Below are 14,432 nucleotides of genomic sequence, written 5' to 3' on the forward strand. Positions count from 1 at the left end.
GATAGACCATCGTACCTGCCTAGTCGGCAGACAGGTCGAGAACTCACACATCTCGATACAAATTTTGCGAGTAAAATTCACTCGATGTGACAACTATAATTTACTTAATACTTTTATTAATTTTTTATTTTCATCCTCTGTTCCTACTGTAAAGCGTAAACAATTCTTGCAAAGTGGTTGCGTTGTTCTATTTCTTACCACAATACCCTTTTCAATTAATTGTTGATAGCGTTTATTGGCATCATCAACCTTGGCTAACAGAAAATTAGCGTCAGATGGATATACGTTTTTTATAAAATCAATTTTATTTAGATCGTTTTCCATTGATTTCCTGTCAGAAACAATTCGTTCAACCTCTCCTTCAACTTTATCCAAATCATTGAGTCTTTTCAATGCTTTTTCTTGTGTGAGTTGATTTACATTATATGGCGGTTTGATTTTATTCAGTATCGAAATAATAAATTCTGAAGCATAACAGATGCCCAATCTAATCCCAGCTAAACCATAAGCCTTAGATAGGGTTTGTGTTACAATTAAATTAGGAAACTCGTTAAGTCTATTCAACCAGCTTTCATGATTTGAAAAATCGATATAGGCTTCATCTATAACTACAATGCCCTTAAAGCCTTTTATGAGCTCTTCAACTTTATAAGCACTAAAACTATTAGCTGTTGGATTGTTGGGCGAACACAATAACAATAGTTTTGAATTAGCATTTTGCGTCAATAAGATATCGGAAATCTTAGGTTGAAAAGAAGCATCTAATTCTACTGTAATGATTTCAATGGCATTTAAATGTGCCAAAACCGAATACATACCATAGGTTGGTGGTAGTGTAATGACGTTATCTACTTTTGGTTCACAAAAGGCTCTGAAGATTAAATCCAAAACTTCATCACTGCCATTGCCCAACAGAATTTGGGATATTGGCACATTCTTAATTTCCGAAAGGCGCTCCTTTACCTTTGACTGTTGCGGATCAGGATAGCGATTCACATTGGTCTGAAATGGATTTTCATTAGCATCTATAAAAACCATATCTGCTGAGGTATCTTTATATTCATCCCTTGCGGACGAATAGGCTTTGATAGTTTTAATATTATCACGCAACAAATTCTCTACATTCATGATTCCAAATCTTTTAATCTTAAAGTCACTGCATTTTTGTGAGCTTGTAGTCCTTCGGCTTCGGCCATCAATTCTATAGCTGGGCCAATATTCGCAATTCCTTTTTGAGATATTTTCTGAAATGTTATGCTCTTTAGAAAACTATCTAAATTTACTCCAGAATAGGCTTTTGTGTATCCATTGGTTGGTAAGGTGTGATTGGTTCCTGAAGCATAATCACCAGCACTTTCAGGGGTGTAATTCCCTATAAAAACTGAGCCTGCATTGCCTATATGCTCTACGAAAAAATCATCGTTTGTTGTACTGACTATGAAATGCTCTGGTCCATATTCATCAATTAGGCTAAGTGCGGTTTTAAAATCTTCGACTATTATTGATTTGGAGTTTTTAATGGCATCTGTTGCTATGTCTTTTCTCGGTAGAACTTCGAGCTGTAATGTCAAGGCCTCATTGACTTTATCGGCAAAAGCCTTTGATGTTGTTACTAAAATCACTTGACTATCTGATCCATGCTCTGCCTGACTCAATAAATCTGCAGCCACGTAGTTGGGATTTGCAGATTCGTCGGCCATTACCAATAGTTCACTTGGACCTGCTGGCATATCTATGGCTACACCATATTTAGTGGCAATTTGTTTTGCCACGGTGACATACTGATTGCCTGGACCAAATATTTTGTACATCTGCGGAACGGTTTCGGTCCCAAAAGTCATTCCTGCAATAGCTTGGATACCTCCTACTTTGATCATTTTCGTTACGCCGCATAAATTTGCGGTATATAAGATTTCCTTAGCAATTTTCCCATTTTCATTAGGTGGTGAACAAAGCACAATTTCTTTGCAACCGGCTATTTTTGCCGGAATGGCCAACATTAACACCGTGGAAAATAATGGCGCTGTTCCGCCTGGTATATATAAACCTACCTTTTGGATCGGGCGTTTCTCTTGCCAGCATTTTACGCCTCGCATAGTCTCTAAAGTGACTTTATCCGTTTGCTGCGCTTCATGGAATCTTTCAATGTTTACTTTCGCTATTTGAATGGCATCTTTTAAATCTTGAGAAACCAATCTTGTAGCCTCATTTATTTCGTCTTTAGAGACCAATAATGCATCTAAATTGACTTGATCAAATTTTGAAGTGTAGGCTTTTAAAGCTTTATCACCATCGTTCTTTACATTTTCAAAAACATCTATGACTATAGATTCAATGTCATCAACAGTCTTTGTTGGTCGACGAAGAATGTTTTGCCAATCTTCTTTTTTTGGATTTATATGTGTTTTCATTTTAAAATTAACAGATCTGAGTTGAAATGCTTCGACAGGCTCGGCATAACATTTCGTTCATATTTATGTTCATAACACCATATTTTCTATTGGACAAACTAAGATTCCTTCGGCGCCATTGGACTTTAACTCATCAATGACATTCCAAAAATCATTTTTGTTGATGACTGAGTGTAAAGAGCTCCAACCTTCTTTTGCTAATGGTAAAATCGTTGGACTATTCATTCCAGGAAGAATAGTACAGATTTTATCGAGCTTATCATTTGGTGCATTTAGCAGCACATATTTATTTTCCCGACCTCTTAAAACCGACTTTAATCTGAATTGGATTTTATCTATTAGCGCTTTATTTTCTGCCGAAATCTTAGGTGATGTGGCTAAGACGGCTTCTGACTTTAAAAGGATTTCGATTTCTTTCAATCCATTTTTAAACAAGGTACTTCCGCTTGAAACAATATCGCAAATCCCATCGGCCAATCCAATATTCGGTGCAATTTCAACAGAACCATTGATAATATGAAGCTGTGCCGAAATACCTGAATTATTTAGAAATTGATTTACCGTATTTGGATAGGATGTTGCAATACGCTTACCTTCTAAGTCTTTAAGACCTTTAGCATTAGATGATTTAGGTACTGCAATAGAAACACGGCACTTAGAAAATCCCAATCTTTCTACTATATCTATATCTTGTCCCTTCTCGATTAACACATTTTCGCCTATTATTGCAGCATCTACGACGCCATCCTTTAAGTATTGCGGAATATCACCATTTCTTAGATAAAACACTTCTAAAGGGAAATTTCTGGCTGATGCCTTAAGCTGATCCTTACCATTATCAATGGAAATTCCGATTTGCTTCAAAATCTTTAGGGAGTCTTCATTTAATCGTCCTGATTTTTGAACTGCGATCTTTAGTGTACTCATTTTATGTTGACTTTACTTGTGCCGAATTAATTTCAGCATTTCAGTATTCATTTAAAATTTAGATCCCAATCTTTTTTGGGACTGTTTTCTGTCGCTCTTTAGAGCTCTAGAAAAAGAAAAACCCATTTGATATTCTCAAACGGGTTTTCATTTATATGTTGAAATTAATCAATACATTCTCACCTCGCTTGAGCGATTACCTGAAAATGATGATGTAATTGATTGTTTTTCATTTAATTTTTAATGAAACAAAGTTTTGTAAAATTATTTTACAATTCCAAGTATTCAGTAATTTTTTTATTGATTACCTAAAATTATAGGCATTCCACTTTCGCCAGAACCAATAATTACGACCTTGCTATTCGGTGATTCTGCTAATTTGTTTGTGGCTTCTATACCTTTATCTTGTAAGATCTTATCTGTTAACGAAGCGCTCAAAATTCTGTTGGCGTCTGCTTTACCTTGGGCTTCAATACGCTGACGTTCTGCTTCTTTTTGTGCAGTTACAAGCCTAAACTCATATTCTAGAGATTCTTGTTCTTGCTTTAATTTACGTTCAATCGCCCCCTTAATTGTTGGTGGCAATGTTACATCCCGAATTAAGACACTATTTAATTGAATATACTGGCTCTCAACTATTTTCTTAGTCTCTTCAAAAATTTCAGTCTGAATAGCATCACGCTTGCTAGAGTACAACTGCTCTGGTGTATAACGTCCTACTACACTACGCGCTGCTGATCTAATTGCTGGCTGTAGTACCCTGCTTAAGTAGTTTTCACCTTTTTCATTATGAAGCTTGCCTAGATTTTTCTCATCTGGCTCATAAAGTACAGAGGCATCGAGTTTTATGTCCAAACCATTAGAGGAAAGAACGGACATTTTTTCAGGAATCTCTTGTTGACGTGTCTCATAATCAATGACCCTATTCCAAGGTGCAATGATATGAAAACCAGGCCCGAGAGGTTCTTTATCTGAGTCAACACCATCCTTTAATGTTTCGTATAATACTGCAGCGTGACCAGCATCAATAGTTACTGCTGATTTAAAGAGAATTATTAAAAATATTATTATTCCTACTAATATAGGTAATCCTATTTTTGGTAATTTTTCCATGTTATTTTCTTTTAGATTAAACCGTTATATTTTCTAATAAACCATTCTGCAAATAAACTCAACGCTATAATACCAAGCAAATATTTCCAGTCTATCAAAGGTACGATATTTTTAGTGCTTTTTTGAATGGTTTGGTAGCGGGAATCTGCTAATAAATTGTTAATTAAGTCTACGGAGTTATTGAAAAAATAAGCTTTACCAGAGCTATTTTTTGCTAAGGATTGAAGCTTATCTATGTCTGCATTTAAGAATTGTTGTTCTACATTATATTCTAAAATTTCAAAACTTCCAGATGCCGCAATAGATTCGGTGTTATGCTTTACGGTAAAATCATAAGAGCCTGGCTCAATACCACTTAAATCCACACTATAATTCGCGTTGTTTAACAATAAAGGAACTTCCCTAATGCTATTATCCGATTTGTTTTTAATTGTAATTGTTAGTGCTGCAGAATCATCAAACTCAAAATTCTTATTAAAAAATTGGGCAGAAATAATCACATCGTCATTGCCGTTATAGAATGACTCATAATCGATATTTATGCGATTTCTTTTCTTGTTAGAACTCAAATACTGAACAAGCTTCCCCATAAAATTGTCAAAATCATTAAAGTTTTCAGTATCCAAATGCGATTGTGCTCGCCATCTCCAAATACCTTCACCACACATTAAAGCGTATTTTGCATTATTAGCTTCGAATGTAGACAGCATAGGCTGATCTGTAGTTATGCCGTTAACGGATTTAGTAAGAATAATATCGTTTGGCACCAAAAACTCTATGTCTCCAAATTCCGATTGCAAAGGAGGATAATCCTCAAAGTCTAGATTATCTATGATGAACGTACCATAGTTTCTATTTAAATCCGGTTGAAAGTCTTCTGTTTGATTCGTTATGGTTTGCTTAAAAAATGTTTGGGAATTATTGAGCAAACTCCAATCTGTAGTGGTACCAGAAATAATAAATGAATTTAATTTTTGCCTAAAAACTTCATTTAGCACTTGATTAAAGCTGTTGTTTGGCTGATATAATATAACTAATTGAAAATCATTTATTTTAGACAAATACTCTTTTGGTTTTAATATTGAAACACTTCGTTGTTCATTACTTTCAATCGACTTTTTCAAAGTCCCCAAGTCTGGATGCAAACGTTCAAATACTAATGCAATATTTGTTTTTTGGTCTATGACTTCTACTCCAAAATTTTTAGAGTTGTTAATCGTATTTTTTTCATTTAAGAGGGGAACCAATTCTACCCGATATGTTTTTAAACCAACATTATTGGCTACTAAGGTTGTTGAAACAATTTCTGAAGTTTTTGAAGCATTAAACTGAATAGGTTTGCTATAAACTACGGAATTCCCAGACCATATTTTGAGTTCGGTATCTACTACTTCATTGCCATTATAATTGGTTATGATCTCTATAGGAAATCTATTCTTTAGATACACATAGCGATTAACATTGAGTTGTTTTATACTTAGATCGGCATAAACAGTAGAATCACCCAGAATAATAGGATAAATGGGTTGTTTTACTGATTTTGAAATATAGCTGTAGTCCGAGCCGTAAGTCTGGTTACCATCGGTTAGCATAACTATTGGTGCTGTTGTGTTGGCGTAAACTTCACCAAACTGTTTTAAAGCTTCGGTAATATTTGATTGACGATCTTTAAAGTCTAAGTTATTTAAGCTATTAGTCGACTTTCCAAAACTATACCTTTGAATAGTAAAGCGCTCATTTAATTCAGAATTAGAAGTCATCGCCTCTAAAATAGAAATCGCTGTACTATCTTGGTTTAAGTAAGTTACAGATTCGGAATTGTCTACAGCAACGACTAAAGTAGGTTTTTCATCATAGTAGGTTTTGGATTCAAACTTTGGATTGACGAGCAATAACAATATAGCAAAAACTGCTAAGGTTCTTAAGATAAAAAGACCATATCGAAGATTCGACTTTAGTTTTGATTTATATATATACTGAAACAGCGCTAATAAAAGCGCTGCTATACCAGCAATAACAATATATAAGAGTGTTTGTGTTTGCATTAAAAATTAAGTCAACATGCCACCATCAACATTCAACGTTTGTCCAGTAATATAAGCGCTCATATCACTAGCTAGAAAAACACAGGCGTTGGCAATATCTTCTGGTGTTCCTCCTCGTTTTAAAGGGATCGCAGCTCTCCAGCCTTTAACTGTATCTTCGTCTAATTTTGCTGTCATCTCAGTTTCAATAAACCCCGGTGCTATAACGTTACTTCTAATATTTCTTGAACCCAATTCTAAAGCCACTGACTTAGAAAACCCAATTATGCCTGCTTTTGATGCTGCATAATTAGTTTGACCAGCATTTCCTTTCACTCCAACAACTGAACTCATATTAATAATAGACCCTTTACGCTGCTTAAGCATCGTCCGCTGTACGGCCTTGGTCATATTAAATACTGATTTCAGATTTACTTCAATTACTTTATCAAAATCCTCTTCACCCATACGCATCAAAAGATTGTCTTTTGTAATACCTGCATTGTTTACGAGTATATCTATAGATCCAAATTCTGCCAATACCTCTTCTGCCAGCTTCTGAGCTTCTTCAAAAATTGCGGCATTACTTTGGTAACCTATGGCTTTAATACCTTGTTCATTTAAATCTTTTTCTAAAGCTTTAGCAGCATCAACAGAAGAACTATAGGTAAATGCAACATTAGCACCATGTTGGGCAAAAACTTCAGCAATACCTTTTCCTATCCCACGGCTTGCACCGGTAACTATTGCAGTTTTTCCTTCTAATAATTTCATAATATGTATGTTGGTTTAGTTAGATTAAAAATTTTGTCTTCAACCAAATATAGCAATTACAAGTTACGGCGACATAAAAAAACCTCACAACATTTTGTAAGGTTTTTAACAGTTTATGCTGTCCCAATGATTATTGGGATGTTCCAGTATTGCTTTTTAGAAATTAGCCTAAAACTTCAGCGACTTTCTTTCCTATTTCGGCAGGTGAATCCACGACATGAATTCCGCAAGCTTTCATAATTTTCTTTTTGGCTTGTGCTGTATCATCACTACCACCAACGATGGCACCTGCGTGTCCCATAGTCCGTCCAGCAGGAGCAGTCTCACCAGCAATAAATCCTACGATTGGTTTGTTACTTCCACTCTCTTTATACCAGTTGGCAGCGTCAGCTTCTAATTGTCCACCTATTTCACCGATCATCACTACGGCTTCTGTCTCAGGATCGTTAATTAAAAGCTCAACAGCCTCTTTTGTTGTAGTTCCTATTATTGGGTCTCCACCAATACCAATGGCTGTTGTAATACCTAAACCTTGTTTCACCACTTGATCTGCCGCTTCATACGTCAAAGTTCCTGATTTGGAAACGATACCAACTTTTCCAGACTTAAACACAAAACCTGGCATGATGCCTACTTTGGCTTCACCTGGTGTAATAACACCTGGACAATTAGGACCAACTAAACGGCAATCTCTGTCTTTAATATAGTCTGCTGTCTTAATCATATCTGCAACAGGAATTCCTTCTGTAATGGTAATAATCACTTTAATACCTGCATCAGCGGCTTCCATAATGGCATCTGCAGCAAATGCTGGTGGTACAAAAATAATCGTTGTATCTGCACCTACTTTCTCTACAGCTTCAGCAACTGTATTAAAAACTGGTTTCTCTAGGTGTGTTTGCCCGCCTTTACCTGGTGTTACTCCGCCAACAACATTAGTTCCATATTCAATCATTTGACCAGCATGGAATGTTCCTTCACTACCTGTAAAACCTTGAACAATAATTTTAGAATTCTTATTAACTAAAACGCTCATTTGATGATCTTGTTTTTATTTTTTATAAAATTTTAGTGCAAAAATAAGGGTTTTGAGATGTATAAACGCGTCCATTTAATATTTTATTTTGGACTTTTTCAATTGTTTATAAATCTTTTAATTTTTCAAGAATTTCAGGTATTTTTCTAATGGATGCTATTTCCTTGTATTTAGACCTGAAATCATCTGCAGGAATACCAAAATAGTGTTTTCCACCTTCTAAAGACTTACTTACTCCTGCCTTTGCCGAGATTATTGTTTTTGCTCCAATGGTTATACCACTTGTAATGCCGACTTGCCCCCAAATAGTAACTTCATCTTCTACAATAACACAACCAGCAATTCCGACTTGAGAAGCTATAAGACACTTTTTACCAATTACCGTATCATGCCCTATCTGTACTTGATTATCTATCTTGGCACCTTCCTTTATAGTGGTATCACCCGTAACACCTTTATCGATGGTACATGCTGCTCCTATATCTACATGATCTTCAATGACAACTCGTCCTCCTGACAGCAATTGATCGTAACCTTCTGGACGTTTCTTATAATAAAAAGCACTAGCGCCTAAAACCGTACCTGCGTGAATCGTTACATGATCTCCGATTACTGAATCATCGTAGATGCTGACATTAGAATGTATCACGCAATTCTTACCTATAGTTACATTATTGCCAATAAAACAATTGGGTTGTATAACAGTTCCCTCCCCAATCTTTGCGTCCGCTGCAATAGCTACATTAGAGGATCTGAAGGGTTTAAAATACGTCGTTAATTTATTGAAATCCCTAAAAGGATCATCCGAAATCAATAGGGCTTTCCCTTCTGGACAATCGACTTCTTTGTTAATCAATACAATTGTAGCGGCAGATTGAAGTGCCTTGTCGTAATATTTTGGGTGATCTACAAAAACGATATCACCTGGTTCTACCACATGGATTTCGTTCATCCCATGTACTGGAAAGTCATCCGACCCAACATAAGCTGCATTAATTAGTTCAGCAATTTCCTTTAATGTATATGGTTTTGGAAACTTCATTATTACTTAATACGCTCTTTGTAAGTTCCCTTTTCAGTTTCAATCTTAATCTTATCGCCCTCATTAATGAACAAAGGGACGTTAACCGTAGCTCCAGTTTCTACTGTTGCTGGCTTTGTAGCATTAGTGGCTGTATTACCCTTTACACCAGGTTCGGTATGCGTCACTTCAAGAATAACACTAGCTGGCATGTCTACAGAAAGCGGCATATTGTCTTCTGTGTTAATTAAAACCGTAACGATTTCACCTTCTTTCATCAGCTCAGGGCGGTCTAGTGCATTTTCAGTGAGTTGAATTTGCGTATAATCCGACTCATTCATAAAATGATAGTATTCGCCATCATTATATAGATATTGAAACTTATGAGTCTCTACTCTAACATCATCAATTTTGTGTCCGGCTGAAAACGTATTATCGATAACTTTTCCTGTAGTGACACTTTTTAGTTTTGTTCTCACAAAAGCAGGACCTTTTCCTGGCTTTACATGAAGAAACTCTATTATTTTATAAATATCGTGATTATATCTAATGCACAATCCATTGCGGATATCTGATGTACTTGCCATTATATTGTTTTATTTCTTTATTAATTTGATTTAAAATAGCCTTTCATAATTCCACGATGTGAATTCTTAATAAACTGAAGTATTTCATCGCGTTCTGGTGTGGCTTGCATTTCGGCTTCAATAATCTCTGAAGCTTGTGTATTGTTATAGTTTTTCTGATACAGAATTCTATAGATATCTTGAATTTCTCGGATTTTCTCAGTTGTAAAGCCTCTTCGTCTTAGACCTACTGAGTTTATACCAACATATGATAGCGGCTCCCTTGCTGCTTTTACATAAGGTGGAACATCTTTACGGACTAATGATCCTCCAGTTACGAAAGCATGATTACCAACAGAGCAAAATTGATGTACTGCTGTCATACCTGCTAAAACCACGTAGTCTCCTACCGTAATATGACCAGCTAATGTGCTATTGTTAGAGAATATGCAATTGTCACCTACAATACAATCGTGTGCAATGTGGCAATAGGCCATAATGAGACAGTTATTACCAATTACAGTTTTCATTTTATCTGAAGTCCCTCTGTTGATAGTGACACATTCTCTAATGGTAACATTATTGCCGATTTCAACGGTAGTTTCTTCGTCATTATATTTTAGGTCCTGTGGCACTGCAGAAATAACTGCACCTGGAAAAATATTGCAGTTTTTACCTATACGTGCACCTTCCATAATGGTTACATTGCTTCCTATCCATGTACCTTCACCAATCTTTACATTATTGTGAATAGTTGTAAAAGGTTCTATGACGACATTCTTGGCAATTTTCGCTCCGGGATGTACGTATGCTAAAGGTTGATTCATTTACTTAACTTTTGAAATTTGCGCCATTAACTCAGCCTCTGCGCACAGCTTGCCATTGGTATAAGCATAACCTTGCATATGGCAAATACCCCTTCTTATAGGCGTAATCAATGTACATTTAAATATTAATGTGTCTCCAGGAACTACTTTTTGCTTGAATTTTACGTTATCGATCTTCATAAAAAACGTTAGGTAGTTTTCTGGATCAGGAACGGTACTCAACACAAGAATACCCCCTGTCTGTGCCATAGCCTCAACGATTAAAACGCCTGGCATAACCGGGGCTCCTGGGAAATGTCCTCTGAAAAACTCTTCATTCATGGTGACATTTTTCATTCCAATCACATAATTATCCGTTAATTCATATACCTTGTCCAAGAGCAAAAAGGGTTGCCTATGTGGTAGCATATTCATGATCTGGTTCACGTCCATAAGCGGTGGTGCGTTTAGATCAATCTGTGGGACATTATTTCGTCTTTCGTTTTTAATAATTTTAGACATTTTCTTTGCAAACTGTGTGTTTACAAAATGTCCTGGCTTATTGGCAATAACTTTACCTCGTATACGTGTACCGATTAATGCCAAGTCACCTACAACATCTAATAATTTATGCCTTGCCGCTTCATTAGGATGGTGTAAGGTTAAATTATCTAAGATACCATTCGGCTTTACTGCTATATTGTCCTTTTTAAAGGCTTTTCTCAATCGATTCATCGTGTCTGGTGATAACTTCTTATCCACATAAACTATAGCATTATTAAGGTCACCACCTTTAATTAGTCCGTTCTCAAGGAGCATTTCGATTTCGTGTAAGAAACTAAATGTTCTTGCATCAGCAATTTCGGTCTTGAATTCTGATACCGAATTCATTGTGGCGTTTTGGGTTCCTAACACTTTAGTCCCAAAATCGACCATTGTAGTTATCTTGTAAGAACTTGACGGCATCAAAATGATTTCACTACCCGTGGCTTCATCTGCGTAGGAGACTACTTCTTTAACCACGTATTCTTCTCTAAACGTGTCTTGCTCTACAATGCCTGCTTTCTCAAGAGCTTCTACAAAAAACTTTGAAGATCCATCCATAATTGGTGGTTCTGAAGCATCAAGTTCTATGATAGCGTTATCTATATCGAGACCCACCAAAGCTGCTAAAACATGCTCACAGGTCTGTATTGTAACACCGTTTTTTTCTAGGCAAGTACCTCTTTGTGTATTGGTTACATAATTGGCGTCTGCTTCAATTTTAGGGTTACCTTCTAAATCAACACGCTCAAATAGAAAACCTGAATTTTCAGCACCTGGTTTAAACACCAACGTCACATTAGCACCTGTGTGAAGCCCAACACCTTTTAGCGTGACTTCTTTTTCAATGGTCTTTTGTTTTATTTCTGTTTTAACTATTGCCATCTACTTTCTTTTCTATTTCACTAATATTTTTAATAATCTTAGGTAAGTTTTTAAAGTATACATAAGACTTATTATAATCGCCATAAGCTAAAGCTGGAGAACCTTGTAACACCTCATTATCCTTTACATGCCTACCTATACCAGATTGTGCTTGTATTTTCACATTGTTCCCTATAGTAATATGACCAACTATGCCAACTTGCCCACCTATTTGGCAATTTTCTCCAATTTTAGTGGACCCTGCAATACCAGCCTGCGCAGCAATCACTGTATTTCTTCCTATTTCCACATTATGCGCAATTTGTATTTGGTTGTCTAGCTTCACTCCTTTTCTAATTATGGTAGAACCGAGTGTTGCTCTATCAATGGTGGTTCCTGCTCCTATATCTACAAAATCCTCAATGATTACATTTCCTATTTGTGGTACTTTAGAATATTCACCATTTTCGTTAGGTTTAAATCCAAAACCGTCAGCTCCAATAATTGCACCAGAATTAATAACGCAATTTGTACCTATAACACAATCTGAGTAAATCTTTCCACCTGAAAACACAATGGTATTATCACCAATAACAACATTATCCCCAATATATGAGTTGGGGAAAATCTTTACATTATTGCCTATATTGACATTTTCACCGATGTAAGTGAATGCTCCTATATAAATATTATCACCAGTCTTTGCAGAATTAGATATAAAGCTAGGTTGCTCTATACCCGATTTGTTAAGTTTTATCTGGTTGTAATACTCTAGAAGTTTTGTGAATGCTCCATAAGCATCCTCTACTTTAATCAAAGTAGTCTGAAGTGCTTCCTCGGGTTCAAAACCCGAATCAACGATTGTTATCGAGGCCTTGGTAGTATATATATAAGGTTTGTATTTCGGATTCGCCAAAAATGTAAGCGATCCTTCTGTGCCTTCTTCAATTTTTGCAAGTTTTGAAACTTGTGTTTTTGGATCACCAACGATAGTACCTTCTAAAATACCCGCGATTTGTTCTGCTGTAAATTCCAATTAATTGCTTTTATAAATTGTTGGTTTCCGCAAAAATAGAAAAAAATGTATTACATTTTCTTTTTGGGATAACACATGTAATATTTAGTGAACGGTTTACTTAATGCTTTTAGATTTAACTGATCGGAAGCTTTTACAATATCTTTTATTCTACCTGACTTTAATAAAACATTGATATGCTGTTTTTTATTTTGATAAGCCACATTAGTAATTTCGCCATGAAACACAAAATAATCTGCCTCTGCTTTTGAAACAGAATAGTCATCCATCAATGTATTTGCATGCGCTATTAATTCTGAGGTCTTAATGGGCTTATTCTTCATTTTAATTTTAAGTAAATCCCTGTTGATAATCATTTCACAAAGATTACTGAGCACAAAATCCTCATGGTATTGCCATTGTTTCATAGCAGCGACAACATCGTAATCATCAAGTTTGGCAAAAATCGTAAGTGTACCTGATTCAAAACTTTCGGTATTAACTTTTGAGCTCAAAAAATAAAATAAGGGTTCACTACAATTAAGCTTTATACCTTGCTGAACAAGTTCTTTTGCTCTCTTGAGTATTCTAGTTAGTAATTGCTCGGCAACTATACCTGTTTTATGCAAATACACTTGCCAGTACATAAAACGTCTGGCTACCAAAAATTTCTCAACGCTGTAAATGCCCTTTTCTTCTACAACCAGTTGATCATCTACAACATTGAGCATGGTAATCAATCGTTCACTATTAATATTACCTTCTGCAACACCTGTGTAAAAACTATCGCGTTTTAAGTAATCTGCTCTATCCATATCCAATTGGCTAGAAATGAGCTGACACATAAATCTGCGAGGGTATTCGCCCTTAAAAATTGAAATAGCCAACGTTAAACTTCCGTTAAACTCTTTATTGAGTTCTTCCATAAAACGGAGGGAAATCTCTTCGTGTGACACATCATTTACTATGCTATGCTCCATAGCATGAGAAAAAGGCCCATGACCAATATCGTGTAACAAAATTGCTATCAGCAAACCATTTTCCTCTTCTTCAGAAATGCTAACTTCCTTAAAGCGAAGCACATTAATTGCTTTTTGCATTAAGTGCATACTTCCTAAGGCATGATGAAAACGAGTATGATGAGCTCCTGGATAGACCAAATAAGACAAACCCATTTGGCTAATACGTCGTAGTCTCTGAAAATATTTATGCTGAATAAGATCGAATATTAACGAATTAGGAATCGTAATAAATCCGTAAATTGGATCGTTAAATATTTTAAGTTTATTGCTAGACTTCAATTAGTACATTCATTAATTAGAAAACAAATAT

At 35.7% G+C, this 14,432-nt stretch carries 13 protein-coding genes; all 13 read right to left on the bottom strand.

Annotation, left to right across the window (positions count from 1 at the left end):
- Positions 1–93: 93 nt before the first annotated feature.
- The 13 genes from hisC to Q0972_RS02720 all read right to left on the bottom strand — a co-directional run bounded on the left by hisC (position 94) and on the right by Q0972_RS02720 (position 14,401).
- On the bottom strand, positions 94–1,128 hold the full coding sequence (gene hisC, locus Q0972_RS02660) for a histidinol-phosphate transaminase (RefSeq protein WP_299362234.1): 1,035 nt from the start codon (positions 1,126–1,128) through the stop codon (positions 94–96).
- Entirely contained in the window at positions 1,125–2,411 is a 1,287-nt protein-coding gene (gene hisD, locus Q0972_RS02665) for a histidinol dehydrogenase (RefSeq protein ID WP_299362237.1), read from the bottom strand. The genes hisC and hisD overlap by 4 nt, the downstream gene beginning before the upstream one ends.
- Positions 2,412–2,480: 69 nt before the next feature.
- Entirely contained in the window at positions 2,481–3,338 is an 858-nt protein-coding gene (gene hisG / locus Q0972_RS02670) for an ATP phosphoribosyltransferase (RefSeq protein ID WP_299362240.1), read from the bottom strand.
- A 297-nt stretch (positions 3,339–3,635) separates the two neighbouring features.
- Positions 3,636–4,451 (bottom strand): prohibitin family protein, encoded by an 816-nt coding sequence (locus Q0972_RS02675; RefSeq protein ID WP_299362243.1) that lies wholly within the window; start codon positions 4,449–4,451, stop codon positions 3,636–3,638.
- 11 nt (positions 4,452–4,462) lie between these two features.
- Positions 4,463–6,496, bottom strand: a complete 2,034-nt coding sequence (locus tag Q0972_RS02680; protein ID WP_299362246.1) for a VWA domain-containing protein — start codon at positions 6,494–6,496, stop codon at positions 4,463–4,465.
- A 6-nt stretch (positions 6,497–6,502) separates the two neighbouring features.
- Positions 6,503–7,249, bottom strand: a complete 747-nt coding sequence (gene fabG, locus Q0972_RS02685) for a 3-oxoacyl-[acyl-carrier-protein] reductase (protein WP_299362249.1) — start codon at positions 7,247–7,249, stop codon at positions 6,503–6,505.
- A 163-nt stretch (positions 7,250–7,412) separates the two neighbouring features.
- Complete coding sequence (gene sucD / locus Q0972_RS02690) at positions 7,413–8,285, bottom strand: succinate--CoA ligase subunit alpha (protein ID WP_299362252.1); 873 nt, start codon at positions 8,283–8,285, stop codon at positions 7,413–7,415.
- Positions 8,286–8,391: 106 nt separating this feature from the next.
- Entirely contained in the window at positions 8,392–9,327 is a 936-nt protein-coding gene (locus Q0972_RS02695; RefSeq protein ID WP_299362254.1) for a UDP-3-O-(3-hydroxymyristoyl)glucosamine N-acyltransferase, read from the bottom strand.
- 2 nt (positions 9,328–9,329) lie between these two features.
- Positions 9,330–9,893: an elongation factor P gene (gene efp, locus Q0972_RS02700; RefSeq protein WP_299362257.1), complete on the bottom strand. Its 564-nt coding sequence runs from the start codon at positions 9,891–9,893 to the stop codon at positions 9,330–9,332.
- Between the two features lie 20 nt (positions 9,894–9,913).
- On the bottom strand, positions 9,914–10,699 hold the full coding sequence (gene lpxA, locus Q0972_RS02705) for an acyl-ACP--UDP-N-acetylglucosamine O-acyltransferase (RefSeq protein WP_299362259.1): 786 nt from the start codon (positions 10,697–10,699) through the stop codon (positions 9,914–9,916).
- Positions 10,700–12,106 (bottom strand): bifunctional UDP-3-O-[3-hydroxymyristoyl] N-acetylglucosamine deacetylase/3-hydroxyacyl-ACP dehydratase, encoded by a 1,407-nt coding sequence (locus tag Q0972_RS02710; RefSeq protein ID WP_299362261.1) that lies wholly within the window; start codon positions 12,104–12,106, stop codon positions 10,700–10,702.
- Positions 12,093–13,121, bottom strand: a complete 1,029-nt coding sequence (gene lpxD / locus Q0972_RS02715; protein WP_299362263.1) for a UDP-3-O-(3-hydroxymyristoyl)glucosamine N-acyltransferase — start codon at positions 13,119–13,121, stop codon at positions 12,093–12,095. The genes Q0972_RS02710 and lpxD overlap by 14 nt, the downstream gene beginning before the upstream one ends.
- Positions 13,122–13,171: 50 nt before the next feature.
- Positions 13,172–14,401 carry an HD domain-containing protein gene (locus Q0972_RS02720; protein WP_299362265.1) on the bottom strand — a complete coding sequence of 410 codons (1,230 nt, stop codon included), beginning with the start codon at positions 14,399–14,401 and terminating at the stop codon, positions 13,172–13,174.
- Positions 14,402–14,432 lie beyond the last annotated feature (31 nt).

The sequence above is a fragment of the Winogradskyella sp. genome, assembly GCF_028282165.1.
Classification (GTDB): Bacteria; Bacteroidota; Bacteroidia; order Flavobacteriales; family Flavobacteriaceae; genus Winogradskyella.